At 28.1% G+C, this 19466-nt stretch carries 21 protein-coding genes, 1 tRNA gene and 1 other annotated feature; of the genes, 6 read left to right on the plus strand and 16 right to left on the minus strand.

The annotated features are described in order from the left end of the window. Nucleotides 1-19: 19 nt before the first annotated feature. The 7 genes from pheS to ytxC form a co-directional block, all read right to left on the minus strand. Complete coding sequence (gene pheS / locus H9660_RS00755; RefSeq protein WP_191747523.1) at nucleotides 20-1039, minus strand: phenylalanine--tRNA ligase subunit alpha; 1020 nt, start codon at nucleotides 1037-1039, stop codon at nucleotides 20-22. 132 nt (nucleotides 1040-1171) lie between these two features. Further along, nucleotides 1172-1392, minus strand: a binding site (T-box leader). Between the two features lie 61 nt (nucleotides 1393-1453). Next, entirely contained in the window at nucleotides 1454-2245 is a 792-nt protein-coding gene (locus H9660_RS00760; RefSeq protein WP_191747525.1) for a TrmH family RNA methyltransferase, read from the minus strand. Nucleotides 2246-2258: 13 nt separating this feature from the next. Continuing rightward, nucleotides 2259-2927, minus strand: coding sequence for a potassium channel family protein (locus tag H9660_RS00765; protein WP_191747527.1), 669 nt, complete (start codon nucleotides 2925-2927; stop codon nucleotides 2259-2261). 13 nt (nucleotides 2928-2940) lie between these two features. Next, nucleotides 2941-4281 carry a TrkH family potassium uptake protein gene (locus H9660_RS00770; RefSeq protein WP_191747529.1) on the minus strand — a complete coding sequence of 447 codons (1341 nt, stop codon included), beginning with the start codon at nucleotides 4279-4281 and terminating at the stop codon, nucleotides 2941-2943. Between the two features lie 107 nt (nucleotides 4282-4388). After that, entirely contained in the window at nucleotides 4389-4748 is a 360-nt protein-coding gene (rplT, locus tag H9660_RS00775; protein WP_191747531.1) for a 50S ribosomal protein L20, read from the minus strand. Nucleotides 4749-4767: 19 nt separating this feature from the next. Next, complete coding sequence (gene rpmI, locus H9660_RS00780) at nucleotides 4768-4965, minus strand: 50S ribosomal protein L35 (protein ID WP_008679235.1); 198 nt, start codon at nucleotides 4963-4965, stop codon at nucleotides 4768-4770. 239 nt (nucleotides 4966-5204) lie between these two features. Further along, entirely contained in the window at nucleotides 5205-6095 is an 891-nt protein-coding gene (gene ytxC, locus H9660_RS00785) for a putative sporulation protein YtxC (protein WP_191747533.1), read from the minus strand. A 130-nt stretch (nucleotides 6096-6225) separates the two neighbouring features. Between ytxC and H9660_RS00790 the strand changes: the two genes are divergently transcribed. Beyond that, nucleotides 6226-6927 (plus strand): DUF6873 family GME fold protein, encoded by a 702-nt coding sequence (locus H9660_RS00790; RefSeq protein WP_191747535.1) that lies wholly within the window; start codon nucleotides 6226-6228, stop codon nucleotides 6925-6927. A 247-nt stretch (nucleotides 6928-7174) separates the two neighbouring features. Here H9660_RS00790 and H9660_RS00795 read toward each other — a convergent pair whose 3' ends face one another. Further along, nucleotides 7175-7843: an HD domain-containing protein gene (locus H9660_RS00795; protein WP_191747538.1), complete on the minus strand. Its 669-nt coding sequence runs from the start codon at nucleotides 7841-7843 to the stop codon at nucleotides 7175-7177. Between the two features lie 94 nt (nucleotides 7844-7937). Here H9660_RS00795 and H9660_RS00800 point away from each other — a divergent pair. Continuing rightward, a tRNA-Cys gene (locus H9660_RS00800) sits at nucleotides 7938-8012 on the plus strand. Between the two features lie 159 nt (nucleotides 8013-8171). Here H9660_RS00800 and hslO read toward each other — a convergent pair. The 3 genes from hslO to H9660_RS00815 form a co-directional block, all read right to left on the minus strand. After that, complete coding sequence (hslO, locus tag H9660_RS00805) at nucleotides 8172-9056, minus strand: Hsp33 family molecular chaperone HslO (RefSeq protein WP_191747540.1); 885 nt, start codon at nucleotides 9054-9056, stop codon at nucleotides 8172-8174. Then, entirely contained in the window at nucleotides 9056-9811 is a 756-nt protein-coding gene (locus H9660_RS00810; RefSeq protein ID WP_191747542.1) for a class I SAM-dependent DNA methyltransferase, read from the minus strand. Before H9660_RS00810 ends, hslO begins: the two co-directional genes overlap by 1 nt. Before the next feature lie 149 nt (nucleotides 9812-9960). Continuing rightward, on the minus strand, nucleotides 9961-10212 hold the full coding sequence (locus H9660_RS00815; protein ID WP_191747544.1) for an alpha/beta-type small acid-soluble spore protein: 252 nt from the start codon (nucleotides 10210-10212) through the stop codon (nucleotides 9961-9963). Between the two features lie 193 nt (nucleotides 10213-10405). On the opposite strand from H9660_RS00815, the gene H9660_RS00820 reads away from it, so the two are divergent. The 4 genes from H9660_RS00820 to H9660_RS00835 all read left to right on the plus strand — a co-directional run bounded on the left by H9660_RS00820 (nucleotide 10406) and on the right by H9660_RS00835 (nucleotide 13382). Beyond that, on the plus strand, nucleotides 10406-11398 hold the full coding sequence (locus H9660_RS00820; RefSeq protein WP_191747552.1) for an aspartate-semialdehyde dehydrogenase: 993 nt from the start codon (nucleotides 10406-10408) through the stop codon (nucleotides 11396-11398). Continuing rightward, a complete protein-coding gene (gene dapA / locus H9660_RS00825) occupies nucleotides 11398-12279 on the plus strand; it encodes a 4-hydroxy-tetrahydrodipicolinate synthase (RefSeq protein WP_191747554.1) in 882 nt (293 codons plus the stop codon). The genes H9660_RS00820 and dapA overlap by 1 nt, the downstream gene beginning before the upstream one ends. Nucleotides 12280-12289: 10 nt before the next feature. After that, on the plus strand, nucleotides 12290-13045 hold the full coding sequence (gene dapB / locus H9660_RS00830; protein ID WP_191747557.1) for a 4-hydroxy-tetrahydrodipicolinate reductase: 756 nt from the start codon (nucleotides 12290-12292) through the stop codon (nucleotides 13043-13045). A 172-nt stretch (nucleotides 13046-13217) separates the two neighbouring features. Next, the gene (locus H9660_RS00835) at nucleotides 13218-13382 is read left to right on the plus strand and encodes a hypothetical protein (RefSeq protein WP_191747559.1); all 165 of its coding nucleotides are present in this window, start codon (nucleotides 13218-13220) and stop codon (nucleotides 13380-13382) included. 40 nt (nucleotides 13383-13422) lie between these two features. Here the strand turns inward: H9660_RS00835 and H9660_RS00840 are convergent, their stop codons facing one another. The 5 genes from H9660_RS00840 to H9660_RS00860 all read right to left on the minus strand — a co-directional run bounded on the left by H9660_RS00840 (nucleotide 13423) and on the right by H9660_RS00860 (nucleotide 19033). Beyond that, a complete protein-coding gene (locus tag H9660_RS00840) occupies nucleotides 13423-15063 on the minus strand; it encodes a peptide ABC transporter substrate-binding protein (protein WP_191747561.1) in 1641 nt (546 codons plus the stop codon). Between the two features lie 73 nt (nucleotides 15064-15136). Beyond that, nucleotides 15137-16120 (minus strand): ABC transporter ATP-binding protein, encoded by a 984-nt coding sequence (locus tag H9660_RS00845; RefSeq protein ID WP_191747562.1) that lies wholly within the window; start codon nucleotides 16118-16120, stop codon nucleotides 15137-15139. Next, nucleotides 16120-17127: an ABC transporter ATP-binding protein gene (locus H9660_RS00850; protein WP_191747564.1), complete on the minus strand. Its 1008-nt coding sequence runs from the start codon at nucleotides 17125-17127 to the stop codon at nucleotides 16120-16122. Before H9660_RS00850 ends, H9660_RS00845 begins: the two co-directional genes overlap by 1 nt. Before the next feature lie 11 nt (nucleotides 17128-17138). Then, a complete protein-coding gene (locus tag H9660_RS00855; RefSeq protein WP_207729382.1) occupies nucleotides 17139-18098 on the minus strand; it encodes an ABC transporter permease in 960 nt (319 codons plus the stop codon). A gap of 14 nt (nucleotides 18099-18112) precedes the next feature. Then, nucleotides 18113-19033 carry an ABC transporter permease gene (locus tag H9660_RS00860; RefSeq protein WP_191747566.1) on the minus strand — a complete coding sequence of 307 codons (921 nt, stop codon included), beginning with the start codon at nucleotides 19031-19033 and terminating at the stop codon, nucleotides 18113-18115. Nucleotides 19034-19466: the final 433 nt, after the last annotated feature.

The following is a 19466-nucleotide window of genomic DNA, read 5'->3' on the forward strand; positions in this document are numbered from 1 at the left end:
ATCCTTTACCTCCTGTTAATTAAAATTGATTTAAAAATCTCATATCACTTTCATATAATAATCTGATGTCATCTATACCGTACTTAAGCATAACCATTCTATCAACACCAAACCCGAAGGCAAATCCACTATAAACTTCTGGATCTATACCACAATTTCTAAGAACTTCTGGGTGAACCATTCCACATCCTAAAAGTTCTATCCAGCCACTTCCTTTACAAACTCTACACCCTTTTCCTTCACATACAAAGCAAGTTGCATCCATTTCTGCTGATGGCTCCGTAAATGGGAAATGATGAGGTCTAAATTTAGTTTTAACATTTTCACCAAACATCTTTTTAGCAAATAATTCTAAAGTTCCTTTAAGATCTGCAAAAGTAACTCCCTTATCTATAACTAAACCTTCCATTTGATAAAATATTGGTGAGTGAGTTGCATCTACAGCATCTGATCTATAAACTTTACCTGGAGCAATCATTTTTATTGGTGGTTTTTGATTTTCCATAACTCTTATTTGAACAGGTGATGTTTGAGTTCTAAGAACTAAATTATCATTTACATAAAATGTATCTTGTTCACTTCTAGCAGGATGATTTTTAGGAATATTTAAAGCTTCAAAATTATAATAGTCTAATTCAACTTCTGGACCTTCTTCAACAGTAAAGCCCATAGAAATAAAGATATCTTTCATACTTTCTAAAGTTAAATCAAGAGGATGTCTCTTACCAATTATATTTTTCTTACCTGGCATAGATATATCTATTACCTCTGAAGCTAACTTAGCATTTTTTTCTTTTTCTTTAATTGAAGTAAGCATTTCTTCTATCTTATCTTCAACTTCTTTCTTAACTTCATTAACAAGCTTACCAACTACTGGTCTTTCCTCTTTAGATAAGCCCCCCATACTTCTTAGTATAGTTGTTAGCTCTCCTTTTTTTCCCAGATACTTTACTCTAATTTCTTCTAACTTTGCACTATTAATAGCATCTTTTAATTCATTAAATGCATTTTCTTTAATAGACATTAATTGTTCTTGCATTTTACTTCCTCCCTTACTGATATAAACAAAACAGATTGATAACTGTTTTTAGATATAAATTTCAATTTATTTAAATAAAATTTAATAGCTATATTATATATTTAATACAAAATAAAAAAACTTCGTCCCCATAAAAGGGACGAAGTATCGCGTTACCACCCTAATTGGTTAAAAATAAGCTTTTTAACCCAACTTAATTTAATTAACGGAAAAAACCGCTAGAAACTACTATTATTTCACTTCTAGGACTCCTGAGGGAACTTCAATATAAATTTCCTTAAAGTGGCTTTCAGTCCAAGACCACTTCTCCCTGAAAAGTCTTTTATATCTACTTTCTCATTCACAGTCTTTACATATTTAATTTATAATTTATTATACAAATAAATTTATCATATTTCAATAGTAAGTTTTTTATTATAAATTAATTAAATTTTGTCTTACTTTTTCAAATAATATAATTGATGTTGCTATAGATACATTTAAAGACTCTGCTCCTCCAGGCATTGGAATTTTAACTTTTTTATCTGCTAATTCAAAAAGTTCATTACTAATTCCATTCCCTTCATTACCTACAGCTAATATTATTTTACCATGTAAATTTTCATCAAAAAAATTTTTAGATTCTTTTAACGATGTTGCAACTAAACTAAATCCTTCTTCTTTAAGATTTTTTATAATAGTAAAATTGCTATCATCATAAAATATAGGTATATAAAATATAGAACCCATTGTAGATCTTATTGTTTTATCGTTATATATATCTACAGTTCCTTTTGTTAATATAATCCCGTGTACTCCTGCTGCATGAGCTGTTCTAATAATCGTTCCTAAATTCCCAGGATCTTGAACCTTATCACAAACTAAAAAGAAATTTCCTTCTTCTAAATTGTATTTATAGTTTTTCTTTTTAGTAACAGCTATAATCCCTTGAGAGTTTTCTGTTGAAGAAACTTGAGAAAATAAATTATTGGAAAAAACATTAATTTTATTTTCAAAAGCTACATTTTCACTAAAAAATTTTTTAAATTTTTCTTCATAATCTCTTGAAATTATAATATACTCTATTTCCATGTTAGCTTTAATAGCTTCCTCTATTAAACGAAACCCTTCTAAGATAAACATACCCTCTTTATCTCTAGATTTTCTATCTTTTAATTTTTTTACAAATTTAAATAAGTTATTATCCTTACTTTCTATATAAACCAAAAAATCCACCTCATTAGTTTGATTTCACTATCATACCTTCTAATCTGCTTAAATCCTCTGCAGAACCAATAGCAACTATAATATCATTATCTTCAACTATATCTTCTGCTGATGGAGATAAATTTACTTCATCCCCTCTTTTAATTGCCATAACATTAATGCCATACTTACTTCTAAGTCTTAAATCATTTAAGCTTTTTCCAGTCCAATCATCAAGAACCTGGATTTCCATAACACTATAGTCTTCTGATAGTTCAATATAATCTAATATATTAGCAGATACTAAATTATGAGCTACTCTTACTCCCATATCTTTCTCTGGAAGTACTACTCTATCTGCACCTATTTTATATAAAACTTTAGCGTGTAAATCACTATGTCCTTTAGCAATTATATACTTTACTCCTAATTCTTTAACTAATAATGTTGCCATCACACTTGCTTGAATATTATCACCTATTGTTACTACAGCAACATCAAAGTTTCTAATACCTAGAGACCTTAAAGCATTCTCATCTGTTGCATCTAATTGAACAGCATGAGTTACACTATCTGCTATTTCTTGAACTATATCCTCATCCTTATCTATAGCTAATACATCATTTCCTAACGAATATAAAGTTTTTGCAATAGAATAACCAAATCTACCTAGACCTATAATTACAAATTGCTTATTTCCCATTCTATTCATCTCCCTAACCAATTAAAATTTTTCCTTCTGGATATTTGTATCCTGATTTCTTACGTTTTCTAGTTAATGATAAAACTACAGTAAGAGGACCCACTCTACCAAAATACATCATTAAAATCATAAGTATTTTTCCTATTGGACTTAAACTTGGTGTAAGACCTAATGTTAAACCAACTGTTCCAAATCCGGAAGTTGCTTCATATAACAAATCTATAAAACTTGCTCCAACCTCTGTATAAGATAGTATCATTGTAGATATCATAACTAAAGATACACCAATAAACAATAAAGTAAATGCTTTATACACTAATTCTTTAGTAAATCTTCTTCCAAATACTTCTGTATCTTCTCTTCCCTTAATAACTGATATAACAGTTAATACTAAAAGTCCAAATGTTACTGTTTTTAATCCTCCTGCTGTTGAACCAGGTGATCCACCAATAAACATTAATACAATAGTCAAAAATTTACCAGCTAAAGTCATACCCTCTGTTGGGACACTATTAAACCCTGCTGTTCTTGGACTTACTGATGCAAAGAAAGAATTTAATAATTTATCTTTTATATTCATATTTCCAATACTTTCAGGATTGTTAAATTCAAATAATAGCATTAAAATAGTACCACCAAATACTAGTATTACAGTTGTTATTATTACTAATTTAGAATGGATAGATAATTTTTTAATCCCTTTAAATTCGTATATTTCTAAAAGTACCGCAAAACCTAATCCACCTATTATTATTAATGCACTTATTACTAAAATAACTACACTATTGTCATAATAATTTATAAGACTTGTTCCAAACAAATCAAATCCTGCATTACAAAAAGCAGAAATAGAATGAAATACACTATAAAAAATCCCTCTCCCTATTCCATACTCTGGAACAAATTGAGTAGACAGTAATAATGCTCCAAAAAACTGCACAGAAAAAGTAAAAATAAGAATATATTTTACCATCCTTACAAGCCCTTGAATAGAATATGTATTCATAGCTTCTTGCATAACTAATCTTTCTCTTAAAGTTATCTTTTTTCCTAGTATTAGAGAAATCAATACTGCAAAGGACATAAAGCCTAACCCACCAATTTCTATTAAAGTCATTATAACAATTTGACCAAATGTACTCCAATGTGCACTAGTATTCAAAGTTATTAACCCTGTTACACAAACTGCTGAAGTTGATGTAAATATAGCATCTACGAAATTAGTAGCTTCACCACTTTTAGATGATATAGGCAATGATAATATTATTGCACCTATAAAAATTGCTACTAAAAATCCTAATGCTAATATTTGTACCCCTTTTAATTTTATTTTACCTTTTAAACTAAACTGCATATCTTCACCTCTTAGATACACTAAATTTTATATTACCTATTATACACTATTTTCTAGTTATTTATTTATATTATATATAAAAAATGCGACCTATAGGTCGCAGTATGTTATTTACTTAATTGACTTTTTGCTAATTCTACTAGATCTGCAAATGCTTTTGGATCATTAATAGCAATTTCAGATAACATTTTTCTGTTCATATCTATTCCAGCTAACTTAATTCCATTTATGAATTTTGAATAAGAAAGACCATTCATTCTTGTAGCTGCATTAATTCTAGCTATCCAAAGTCTTCTAAAATCTCTCTTCTTTAATCTTCTTCCAACATAAGCGTTTCTTAAAGCTCTTATTACAGATTCATTAGCAGTTTTAAATAATCTACTCTTTCCACCGTAGTAACCTTTTGCAAGCTTTAATACTTTTTTATGATTTTTACGTGAATTTACCGCTCTTTTAACTCTTGCCATGTTTCAAACCTCCTACATACTATAAATATGGTAATAATTTTTTCATTGCTTTTTCTTGAGTAGTTGAAACATAAGCTGTTTTTCTTAAGTTTCTCTTTCTCTTAGAGCTTTTCTTAGTTAATATATGGCTTTTAAAAGCTTTAGCTCTCTTTAATTTTCCAGTTCCAGTCTTTTTAAATCTTTTTGCTGCACCTCTGTGTGTTTTCATTTTTGGCATAATAAAATCCTCCTCTCAAATTATGCTTAATAATAAACTTTTAAACATTATTAAAAGTTTATAAAATAAAAAAGACAGCATAATGCCGTCCTCGTAATATCCATTTTTTAATTTAATTTATGATAAATTAAAACATAATATATATACCTTACTAAGCTTTGCCGTAAGGTGAGAAACGGCTTTGTTCCTTCTTGACACTAGTTATTATATTATTTGCTAAAAAACTTGTCAACATTATTTTAAAATTTAACTTGTTTTTCAGCGCATAAATTACAATCTTTGCAAAAACTCACCTTATTTCCAAAAACATTTTCAATTGTATTAATAAATTCCTTGTTAATACAATTTTCCTTACCATGTATCACTACACTCTTTGGAGCATTAGTTATTAATCCGCTAATAATTATATCCTCCATTTTTACTTCATTATCTACTTTACACTCTATAATTTCCTTCATAAATTCACTAAAAATATCTTTTTTATCAATATCTACTATTGAGTAATTTCCTTCTCCATCAATAATAATATTTACTTTTTCAATTTTACTTTCTTGAATTTCAACAAAATATTTTAGCAATTTAATAAATTCCCTATATTCTTTTTCTACCATATAAGTTTCAATTACTTTATCTACTATACTCTCTATATCTTCTCTAAGTTCTTTCATTCTAAATCTTATAAATCCATTAATATTTATTTCAGAATTTTCCTCTAAGCAAATCTTAATTTTTTCTATTATATTATTTATTTTATTAAGACAATATATTAAATTGTCAAAGCTAATTGAATCATTATTAAATAATACCTTCATTATTTGATCTTCAATTTCTATTATCTCATCTTGCTTTAAAAAGAAATAATTTTCTGTTAAATAATCAAACATTTCTTTATTTTTATATTCTTCTAATACAATTTTATATAGTATATTGCTTATATATAAATTTACAATTTCTTTAACTCTTTCATTATAACTACTATCATCACATAAAATTTTTACTATATGGTTTTCTAATTCCACACTTTCTACTATTCCTATTTTGATGTCTTTTTTCTTAAGTAAAGATCTTAATTCTTGAATTTCACTAATAAAATCCAAGTTATTATTATAAACAAGTCTTAAAACAAGCATGGATTCCACTCCCTTTCTAATAATAGTATGTATAAAAAAATCAACTATATTCAAAAATTATTTCTTACTAATCGACAAATAATAATAAATATTTTATAATAAAAAAAATAAAATTGATTAGGAGATTATAATGTTTTGCTTTGTAGATTATAGAACTAGTTGTCATGAAAAAGAAATTTTAAGCTCTCTAAATTTAGATATAATTGAAATTCCTCGTTACCCTAACTTATATAAAGCTATTGATGGGCATGTAGATATACAAGTGCATATATTAGATAAAAGCCAAAAAAAAATTTTAATAAATAGAGATATGGATATTAAATTTAAAAACACTTTAAATAATTTAAATATTTCTTATATAGATAGTAAAAGCTTTTTAAAAACAAATTATCCAAATAATATATGTTTAAACGCTCTTAATATTAGTAATTACTTCATTCATAATTTGAAATATACTGATGAAAATTTATTGTTTTATAATAAAGATAAAAATTTAATTAATGTAAAGCAAGGTTACACTAAATGCTCATGTTTGCCAGTTTCAGATAAAGCCCTTATAACTAACGATATTGGAATATATAAAACTTTATTAAAATACAATTTTGATATATTACTTTTACCTCCTGGAGATATAGTACTAGAAGGGTTAGATTATGGTTTTATCGGAGGTACTGGAGGATTAATAACACCTGACACAATGGCCTTCTTTGGTAATTTAGACTTTTATAAATATGGTGAAGAAGTAAAGATATTTTTAAGTAAATATGACGTTAAACCAGTTTATCTTAAAAATACAAAATTAATTGATAGAGGTAGCCTTTTTGTGCTTTAGTCTTTATTATAATACGTATTATTAATATAAATGTTTCTAAATTTATATTAATATATCTTATAAAGAATAAAATAAGAGATAAACATTATATTCCTTGCTCCGTCGCATGCGCTCCAAGTCGCCGTCATACAATGTTTATCTCTTTTCAAACTAAAGGAAGAAAAGTATAAATAGTTAATAATAAGGCATAACTTTTTATACTTTCATATACATAAAAAACATTGTAATTAAATAGGAGGAAAACCTCCTATTTAATTACAATGTCGTTTATTTTTTGTAACCTTTTACTAATTTCAATATTTATATTCGCTTCATATCTTTCTATCTTTTCTAAAATAAATTCAACTTCATTAATAGTATCTATTTTCTCTTCTATACCTTTACTTCCTCTACCTAATTTATCACATATAAACAATAATATTATATCATTATAATTGCTGCTTTTAATTAGTTTTTCAATATCTGCAAAAGGTAAATCCTTTAATATATAAATGTGGTGCATATGGAATCTAACTATTTCTGAAATATTTACAGCCTCTTCTTCATTCATATAATTTTTTAATATTTTATATGTAATTTTTTCTCCTTCTATATCATGATTATATGACCTATATCTTCCTTTAATAAATCTAGTAGTTTTAACTTTTCCTATATCATGAAATATTGAACTCCACATAAAGTTTTTACTATTTTCTGAATACTCTTTTATTCTTGCTGCTAAATCTACAACCATCTTAGTATGATTCCATACATTACCTTCAGGATGAAATTTTTTATCTTGAGGTACATTTTTCAAATCCCCTATAATCCTAAAGTCACTTTTTATAAACTCATCTTCTTTAAATAGCTTTTCTAATTCTATTGAAGGTTTATTACTATTCAAAAGAATATCATTTATCTTATTAAAAACACTCATTATATCACCTCCTATATATTATTATATTTATCAATAAATTTTATTAAAAATAGTGTCAAAATTTTAAAACAAGCATAATCTATTATTATAACTAGGCACTATAGCCAAGCGGTAAGGCAGAGGTCTGCAAAACCTTTATTCCCCAGTTCAAATCTGGGTGGTGCCTCCAATATATTATATTAAATTAAAAATCCCCAAATAGTTAACAAATATTTACCTCTAAAGGTATTTTTAAATTTGTCTACTATATGGGGATTCTCTATATTGCTATACTTTTAAAATTAAATTTTATTATTTAACTTAAACTCACAATACTTATATCTTAAAATTATTTATTTCTAGCTTTGTTTAAAATTTCTCCAATTTCTTCATGAGTAAACTTATAAGCAGCATTACAGAAATTGCATCTTACTTCTTCTTCTTTTTTATCATTATATATTTCTTCTAAATCCTTTTCTCCAATAGAAACTAAAACTGACTCAACTCTTTCTCTTGTACAATCACATTTAAATTCTGGTTGCATCTCTTCTAATATATTTAAATCCATATCTTCAAATATAAATTCTATAACTTTTTCAATGCTTCCATGCTCTAATAACATTGTGGTTAAAGAAGGTAACTCTTCTAATCTATATGTAAGCAAGTCTGATAATAACTCATCAGCATCTGGCATCATTTGTATTATAAATCCTCCAGCCATTTTAATTGAATAATCCGTATCAACTAAAACTCCTAATGCAACTGCAGATGGTGTTTGCTCTGAAACAGTAAAGTAATATGCTAAATCTTCAGCTACTTCACCTGTATATATAGGAACTTGACCTATATAAGGATCCTTCATTCCTAAGTCTCTAATTACAGTAAATTCTCCATTAGTTCCTATATATCCACCAACATCTAATTTACCCTTAGAGTTAAGAGGTAACTCTCCATAAGGATTTCCAATATAACCTTTTACTATTCCACCTTCATAAGCTGTAACTGTTATACCTTTTGCTTCTCCTCCACCATTAATTTTTAAAGTAATTACATCCTTATCTGATTTTAATGTTACTCCCATTAAAGAACCAGCTGTTAGCATTCTTCCTAGCGCTGCAGCTGCAACTGGAGAGCATTCATGAACACTTGTACCTGTATTAACTAAATTTGTTGTTTCTCCAGCAATAATTCTAATCATCCCATCTTTTGCCGTAGCTCTTATAATTTTATCCATTAAAATTCCTCCATTTTATTCATCTTTTTTACAACATACACTATTCTTTCCGTGTTATTGGAAACACTTAAATTAGTGTAGCCATCAAATTTACCTATAAGATTAAATCCTACTTTTTTTAAGTTTTCTTCTATAAACTCCTCAGTATAGGCTCTTTCCAAATGTTCTTCTTCAAATCTTTCATATAATTCCCCTCTTTTTACAAAGAAAGTTAAATACATACTTAATATTTCTTCTTCAAATACATTTTCCCAAGTATAAAAAACATCTTCTTCACTATATGTATATATATTATTTCCTAAAATACTTGAAAGTTTATAGTATGAATTTATATCGAAAATAAATACTCCATTATCATCTAAATGATTTTTTACACTTCTTAAATAATTAATAAATTTATCTTCTTCAATTATATAATTGCTAGAATCTAATACTGATGTTATTAAATCAAACTTTCTATTTAATGTTAGTTCGCTCATGTCTTGGCAAAGTATTTTACATTTTACTTTTTCTTTTTTTAACTTTTCAAAAGCTTCTCTTAACATATCTTCTGATAAGTCAACAGCAAAAGCTTCTTTAAAATTTTTAGCTAATCTTAAAGTTACATTCCCTGTTCCACAAGCTATATCTAAGTAGTTATTAAAATTTATTTTTTGCTCTTTACAAATTTCTATTATCCTAGAACACATAGAATCATAATCAATGTCTTCATATATTAATTCATCGTAAATTTCAGCAAAATCTCCGTATGCCAAAGTAATACCCCCATTGCTATTATATAGTAATAATAAGTATTCTACATCTAATCTAACTATATTTTAAATCATAGTAATTTACTTCATTATATATATTAAATGTAAAATTTATTTTAGTCAATGAGTTAATGAAAGCATTGTAAATTTCTCTATTTTCTTCCCAATATTTCATCATTAGTTGGTATTTTAAGCATTCTCTTTCTTTTAGTCATAATACCTCCAATTCTTCCAGTTTCTTCTGCTGTTAGTCCTCCCCATCCATATGTATCTACTTTTTCCTTTAATCCTAATTCATCTGCAATTTCATATTTAATTTTCTCTCTTAATATTTCAGCATCTGTAAGTTCCTTATTTGATTTTATTTTTGATTTTATTATCTTTTTTAATGGTGTTTTACTCATTTTATTACCCCCTATAAATTTAATATTTATATTTTCCCCAATATTTTTTTCAATATGCAAATAAATTTATTTATCACTTTATACAAGAAAATTTTATATATTATAATAAAGTATTGAATTTTTTCAATTATTTAACTATAGTTATTAGTAAGTATATTTTTATATTTACTTATAATAAAAGGGGGAAAAGTTTATGTACAATGTTGCTATAGTTGGGGCTACTGGTAATGTAGGTCGAAAGTTTTTAGAAATTCTAGAAGAAAGGAATTTTCCTATTAAAAATCTATATCTTTTTGCATCAAAAAGATCTGCTGGTTTGGAGCTATCATTTAAAGGCAATAAGTATTTTGTTGAAGAAACATCCGAAGAAAATATTAAAAATAAGAAAATTGATTTTGCTTTATTTTCAGCTGGTGGAGATGTTAGTTTAAAATTCTCACCAATATTTTCATCTTATGGTGCTGTTGTTATAGATAATTCTAGTGCTTTTAGAATGGATAAAAATGTTCCTTTAGTTGTTCCTGAGGTTAATCCTGAGGATATTAAACTTCATAATGGAATTATAGCTAATCCGAACTGTTCTACAATACAAGCAATGATTCCATTAAAAGCTCTAATGGATAATTACGGAATAAAAAGAATAGTATATTCTACTTATCAAGCAGTCTCAGGTGCAGGTGTTCAAGGAATATCTGATTTAGAAGATGGGTTAAATGGAAAACCACCTAAGAAATTCCCTTATCCAATAGCTGGTAATTGTTTACCTCAAATAGATGTATTCTTAGAAAATGGTTATACAAAAGAAGAAATTAAAATGATCGAAGAAACAAAAAAAATTCTTCACAATAATAATTTAAAAATTACAGCAACTACTGTTAGAGTACCTGTATTAAATAGTCATAGCGAAAGTATAAATGTTGAACTTGAAAAACCATTTGAATTAAGTGATATATTTGACTTATTTAATAATACAAATGGTATAACACTTTATGATGATATTAATAATTTAAAGTATCCTACACCTCTAATGGCAAGTGGTAAAGATGGTGTTTTTATTGGACGTGTTAGAAGGGATTTTAGCATAGATAATGGATTAAACCTATGGGTAGTTGCTGATAATATTAGAAAAGGAGCTGCACTTAATGCAGTCCAAATAGCTGAACTATTAATAGGGAGTGATATGTAATGTCAATATTCAAAGGATCAGCAGTAGCAATAGTAACACCTTTCTATGATAATAATGAAGTTAATTATAAAAAATTAAAAGAATTAATTGAATGGCATATTGAAGAGAAAACTGATGCTATTGTAATTTGTGGTACCACTGGTGAATCTAGTACAATGACAAATGAAGAGAAAGAAAAAGTCATTAAATTCACTGTAGATACTGTTAATAAAAGAGTACCTGTTATCGCAGGCACAGGAACCAATGACACTAATGTGTCTATTGAAATGAGTAAATACGCAGAATCCGTAGGTGTAGATGCACTACTTATAATAACACCTTATTATAATAAAACATCTACAAATGGATTGTACAAGCATTATGAAGCAATTAATAATGCAGTAAATACTCCTATTATATTATATAATGTTCCAAGTAGAACCGGTGTAAATATTTCTCCAAAACAATTATTAGAGTTAACTAAATTAAATAATATAGTTGCTATTAAGGAAGCTAGTGGGAATATAAGCCAAATAGCAGAAATGAAATCTCTTTGTCAAGATAAAATAGATATATACTCAGGAAATGATGATCAAATTATTCCTATTTTATCCTTAGGTGGTATAGGTGTAATATCTGTATTAGCTAATATAATTCCAAAAGAAGTCCATGACATGACTTATGCTTATCTAAATGGAGATCTTAAAGCTTCTTTGAAACTCCAATTAAAAAATATAGATTTAATTAATAAATTATTTATAGAAACTAATCCTATCCCAGTAAAAACAGCTTTAAATCTAATGGGAAAAGAAGTTGGTAATTTTAGATTACCACTTTGTGAAATGGATAGTAATAATCTAAATTTATTAATAGAATCTTTAAGAAATTATAATTTATTATAAGGAGAATTATATGATAAAAGTTTTATTAAATGGTTGTTCAGGAAAAATGGGTGAGGTAGTAGTTAATGCTTCAAAGAATTTTCCAAACATTGAAATAGTTGCTGGAATAGATAAATTTCCTACAGAAAAATATAACTTTAAAGTTTTTAAAAATACTAGTGATGTAGATATATATTATGATGTGTTAATTGATTTTTCAAGGCCTGAAGCCTTAGTGGACTTATTAAACTTTTCTGTTAAAAATAATAAACCAATTATATTATGCTCTACAGGATATAGTGATGAGGATTTAAAATTAATAAAAGAAAAAAGTAATATTATTCCTATATTTAAATCTGCCAATATGTCTTTAGGAATTAATTTAATAAATTCATTATTAAAGAAGATTGTTCCAAATTTATATGAAAATTATGATATAGAAATAATAGAAAAGCACCATAATCAAAAAGTAGATTCGCCAAGTGGTACTGCTATTTTATTAGCTGATACTATTAAAAACTCATTACCTATTGAATCTAAGTATGTTTTTGGTAGAGATGGCTTTTCTAAAAGAGAAAAAAATGAAATTGGTATTCATGCAGTAAGAGGTGGCTCAATAGTTGGAGAGCATGATATAATTTTTGCAGGTTCTGGAGAAATCATAGAACTTTCACACACTGCATTATCCAGAGAAGTTTTTGCAGTTGGAGCTTTAAAAGCTGCTGAATATATGGCAGATATGTTCTATCCTCGAATTTATAATATGGAAGATTTACTAGGTATATAAATTTTATTACATTAAATTAAAAACAAAATAGCTTATATAATATTAGTATGGCTGTCTTTATGACAGCCATTTTTTAGTTTTCATTTAATGAAAGCTATTCACCATGTTTTTCTAGTTTATTTATAAATCTATGTGGAATAATAAAATATAACAATTATTAAGGAGGAATACTATGCCTAAAGATAGTCAACCTGATAACAAAAAAGCAAGAATGGAAAAATGTAATTATCAAACTCCAATAACTGAAGAAGGACATAATCATAATCCTAACGCAAAACATAAATCAATTAAAAGAGAAGGTTTTTCTAGCCAACACTTCAATAGAGCTGGAAATTAAAAGAAGGCTGTTAAAAACAGCCTTCTCTTTAATAATTTTATTATTCTTCTATATAAGCTCCATCAAAGAATACATGTCCTAAAGTAGAAACTCTAACCCCCTTAACTTCAGGTTTAGCTCCCTTAACTTTAGTGTAGTAATATAATGGGATTATTGGCATATCATTCATTACTATGTCTTCAGCTTGCTTCATGATTTCCCATCTCTTATCTGCATCTGCTTCTTGCTTAGCTTCAGCAACTAGCTTATCATATTCAGGATTTGAGTATCCAGCATCATTGTTTCCACCACCAGTTACCCATAAATCTAAGAATGTCATTGGATCAACATAGTCTCCTGACCAACCATGTCTAGCTATTTCATAACCACCTTCTTGTCTAGTATTTAAGAATACTTTCCATTCTTGGTTAGTTAATTCAACATTAACACCTATCTTAGCCCAGTCTTGTTGTATAGCTTGAGCTATTAACTTATGATCTCCTTCAGTGTTATACATAAACTCTAAAGTTGGAAGACCCTCTCCATTTGGATATCCAGCTTCTGCTAATAACTTCTTAGCTTCTTCTATATTAGCTTGATTTGCATCATAGTATTCTCTATCTGCAAAATCTTCTCCATCTTCATTTAATATTCCTTGTGGAACAAAGCTATATGCAGGAATTTGTCCTGATTTAGTAACATTATCAGTAATTGCTTTTCTATCTATAGCAATTGATAAAGCTCTTCTTACTTTTTCATTACTTAAAGCTTTTTTAACATCTTCAGGTAATGTTGATTGCTTACCAACATTTATTACTAGCATATATGTTGCAAGGTTTGGATAAATTGTAACTAAACCTTCTTCTTGTCCAGATGCAATTTCTGCTGGTGGAACAGTATCAACCATATCAAATTCACCTGATTTTAAAGATGCATATGCAGTATTTTGATCAGTAACTAATTTATAAACTACGCCTGGAAGTTTTATTGATTCAACATTCCAATATTCTTCATTTCTTTCAAATACTAATTGATCTTTCATATCCCATTGTACTAATTTGAAAGGTCCATTAGAAATATATGTTTCTGGTTCAGTTGCCCATCCTTCTGGATCAGCTGATACTATATCTTCTCTAAGCGGCATATAAGTTGTAAATGCTGTAAGTTCTAAGAAATAAGCTGTTGGAGCCTCTAAAGTTACCTTTAAAGTATAATCATCTACAACTTCAATTCCTAGTTCTTCTCTAGTTGCTTCTCCATTATAGAATTTTTCTCCATTCTTTATGTAGAATAATTGATAGCTATATTCAGCAGCAGTTTCTTTAGTTAAAGCTCTTACCCATGAATATTCAAAATCTTTTGCAGTAACAGGCTCTCCATCTGACCACTTAGCATTTTCTCTTAAATGGAAAGTATATACTAGTTGATCATCTGAAACTTCATAACTTTCAGCTACACCTGGTTTTGCTTTTTCATTTTCATCTAGTCTCATTAATCCTTCAAAAGCATTATCAATTATTGAACCTGCTCCTGATGAAGTATTTAATGTAGGATCAATTGTATCTGGATCTTCTCCTAGATTATAAATTAATTTTCTTCCACCTTCTCCTGAATCACTATTTCCACATCCTGCAAAAATAGACATTCCAAGAGCAAGTGTTAGTGCTACTGCACAAATTTTTCTAAGCTTATTGCTCTTCATTGTGTTTCCCCCTTAATATAATTAAATTTAAACTTTAGTTTTTTTATACTAATTGCTATTATGCAATTTGTATCTACTTGTTAAATAAGTGACATGCTACAAAATGTTCTGGTTCAACTTCCTTAAGTTCAGGATCTTTTTCCCCACATATAGGCATAGCATACTTACATCTTCCTTTAAATCTACATCCCGGTGGCGGATCTATTGGAGAAGGAATATCTCCTTCTAAAACTATTCTCTTATTAGATTTAGCTTCTCTTGGATCTGGAATAGGAACTGCTGAAAGTAAAGCTTGAGTATATGGATGCTTTGGTTTTAAATAAACATCATCAGCTGGACCTTTCTCTACCATTTTACCTAAGTACATAACTCCAATATGAGTTGATATATGTTTAACCATTGATAAATCATGTGCTATAAAAAGATATGTTAATCCAAATTCTTCTTGTAACTCTTCAAGCATATTAATAACTTGAGCTTGAATAGATACATCAAGAGCTGAAATAGGTTCATCACATACTATAAAGTCTGGTTGAACTGCAAGAGCTCTTGCAATCCCTATTCTTTGTCTTTGTCCACCTGAGAATTCATGAGCATATCTATTTATATGACTTCCATTAAGTCCTACTCTATCTAAAAGATATCTAATTCTCTTAGTTCTTTCTTCTCCCTTATATAATCCATGAATATCTATTGCTTCTCCTATGATATCGCCAACAGTCATTCTAGGATTTAAAGAAGCATATGGATCTTGGAATATCATTTGCATATTCTTTCTTAAAGAAACCATTTTCTTTTCACTAAAGTTAGTTATGTCTTCCCCATTAAATATAATTTGACCAGAAGTTGGTTCATATAATTTTAATATAGTTCTTCCGGTTGTAGTTTTACCACAACCTGATTCTCCTACTAGTCCTAATGTTTCCCCTCTTTTTATTGTAAAAGAAACATCATCTACAGCTTTAACAAAGCTTGGCTTAGCAAAAAGACCTTTATTTACAGGGAAGTATTTACAAAGATTCTTAACTTCTAATATTACATCATTTTTCTTATCCATTAGTCTTCCCTCCTAATTGGTGATTCTACTTTTGGCGCATTTTCATGGCATAACCAGCATGCCGCTTTATGACCTTCTGAAATTTCAAATAAAGGTGGCTGTTTCTCTAAACAAACCTTCATTGCATATTTACATCTTGCTGCAAAAGGGCATCCAACTGGTGGTTTTAATAAATCAGGTGGTTGTCCTTCAATTGGAACTAACTTTTCTTTTAGTTCACTTTTAGGATTTGGAACACTATTTAAAAGTCCCCATGTATATGGATGTCTAGCATTGTAGAATATATCTTCATCTGTTCCTTCTTCAACTATTAATCCACCATACATAACATTTATTCTTGTACAAAGATCTGCAACTACACCTAAATCATGTGTTATTAATATAATAGATGTATTTACCTTTTCTTTTAAATCCTTCATCAAGTCTAATATTTGAGCTTGAATTGTAACATCTAAAGCTGTAGTTGGTTCATCTGCTATAATAAGCTTAGGTTCACAAATTAAACTCATAGCAATCATAACTCTTTGTCTCATACCACCTGAAAATTCATGTGGATATTGAGAAAGTCTTTTTTCAGGACTTGGTATTCCAACCATATCAAGCATTTTTATTGCCATTTCTCTAGCTTCCTTTTTAGAAACTTTTTTATGCTTTATTAAATGCTCTGTTAATTGATCTCCAACAGTAAATAATGGATTTAATGATGTCATAGGATCTTGGAAGATCATAGCCATATCATTTCCTCTTATTTCTTGCATTTCTCTTTCTGTTGGATTTGTTATATCTTTTCCATCAAAAAGTATAGCATCTGCTTCAATAGATGCATTATCAGCTAATAATCTCATTAAAGACATCATAGTTACAGATTTTCCACAACCCGATTCTCCAACTATTCCTAAAGCTTCTCCTTTATCTAAATGTAAGGATACTCCCCTTACCGATTTTACATCACCTATATGAGTTCTAAAGGAGGTTTTTAAATTTTTCACTTCTAATAATTTACTCATTTGTCATCCTCCTACTTCTTATTTTTAGGATCTAAAGCTTCTGTTAATCCATCACCAAATAAGTTAAATGCTAATATAATTATACAAATTGCTCCTGCTGGGAATAATAATTGATAAGCAGCAGTACTTAATAATCCACTTGCATCATTTGCTAAAGTTCCAAGTGATGCTAATGGAGCATTTATACCTAATCCTATAAAGCTTAAGAAAGCTTCTGTAAATATTGCTTGCGGTACAAATAAAGTTAAAGTTACTAATATAGATCCCATACAGTTTGGAATTAAGTGTATAAATAATATTCTTGTCTTTGAAGCTCCAAGAGCTTTAGCTGCAAGAACAAATTCTCTTTGCTTTAATTCAAGAATTTCTCCTCTAACTATTCTAGCCATACCAACCCAATAAGAAATTGCCATTGCTAAAATAATAGTAGTTAAACCAGTAGACCCTTCTTTCTTAAAAGCAGCCATTAATATAATTACATATATTTGAGTCGGAATAGAATATAAAACATCAACTATTCTCATCATTATATTATCTACTTTACCACCAAAGAATCCAGCAACTCCACCATATAATACACCTATTACTAAGTTAATTGCTGCTGCAGAAACTGCAATAATAAGTGAATATCTAGCACCATACATAACTCTTACGAATAAATCTCTACCTAAATTATCTGTTCCAAACCAATGTTTTGCACTTGGTCTTAAATCTGTTGCTTGTAAATTTGTATCATAATATGTATAACCAAGCATCTTTTCCATTAATACTGGTCCAATAAATGCTAAAAGCACAACTAATATAATCATTATTAAAGAAAATAATGCTACTTTATTGCTTTTTAATCTTCTCCAAGCATCTGCCCAATATCCAACACTTGGTCTAACTATCTCTTCAAACTTTTTTTCCTCTTCACTTAAAGGAGTAAATAATTCTTTATCAATATCTAAGTCAACTTTTAAATTTTCCATTTTTACTCCCCCTATTAACCTTCTAATTTAATTCTTGGATCTATTAATACATATACAATATCAACTAAAAGATTGCATATTACTATTAGCGTACAATAAAATGCTGTTACCCCTAATAATGAAGTATAATCTCTGTTAGTTATTGATAAAGTAAATTCATTTCCAAGTCCAGGTATTGCAAATATTTTTTCTACTACAAAAGATCCTGTTAGTACTCCAGCAACTAAAGGTCCTAAATAAGTTACAACTGGTATCAATGAATTTCTTAATGCATGTTTAAAAATTATTGATTTTCCACTTAACCCCTTAGCTTTTGCTGTTCTTATGTAATCTGATTTAAGTACATCAATTAATTTACTTCTTGTTAATCTTGTTATAAATGCCATTGAGCTTCCTGATAATGCTATAACAGGCATTATATAATTTTTAGGTTTACTTAATCCTGTAGCAGGTAAAAAACCTTTCATCTGTACTGTAAATATATATATAAGGAAAGTCCCCATTACAAAACTTGGTATTGTTATACCTAAGGTTGCTAATATCATACACAATCTATCTGGCCACTTATCAGCCTTCAATGCAGCTATTATACCAAGTGCAACTCCAACAACTACAGAAAATATTATAGATACAGTTCCTACTTTAGCTGAGTTAGGAAAGCTTTTCTTTATAGTTGTTAAAACTTCTCTTCCTTTATATTTCATAGACTTACCAAAGTCACCTTTTAAAAGGTTTTTCATATAAAGTGTGTATTGTTCTCCAACCGGCTTGTCCAATCCATACTTTTCATTTAATTGAGCTTTCATTTCAGGCGTAATTTTTTCTCCATCAAATGGACCGCCCGGCATCATTCTTACTAGAAAGAAAACTATAGTAATTACTGCCCAAACTGTAATTATACTAGTTAAAAGTCTCTTTCCTATATACTTTACCATTTGTTTTCAACCCCCATTCATTATTCTACGATTATTCCAAAATGTAGATATTAATAATTATATTATATTATTCAAATTTGTCAATTAACATTTTAAATATACAAGGGGTATTTTGATAATGTATTAATAATATCCTCTTTTTTTTCATAATTACTAAAAGATATACCTCTCCTCTAGAAAACGCTTACAGGTGCATTTTTCCTATAGTTCTGCAAGTATATTTATTAATCCTTCATTTTTCTAATTTTTATTAATCTATCAATTTTTTATATTATTGAATTTATATAAAAATAGAAATATACGGACATTTCTTTATATTTGTACGTTTAATGTGTACAATATCTATGTTAATACACTCTTCTAATATATTTATTGCTATCATATCTAGCTTCTATTTTATAGTTTAAGTCACATTCCTATAATATTTCTAAGT

The organism is Clostridium gallinarum, assembly GCF_014836325.1.
GTDB lineage: Bacteria > Bacillota > Clostridia > Clostridiales > Clostridiaceae > Clostridium > Clostridium gallinarum.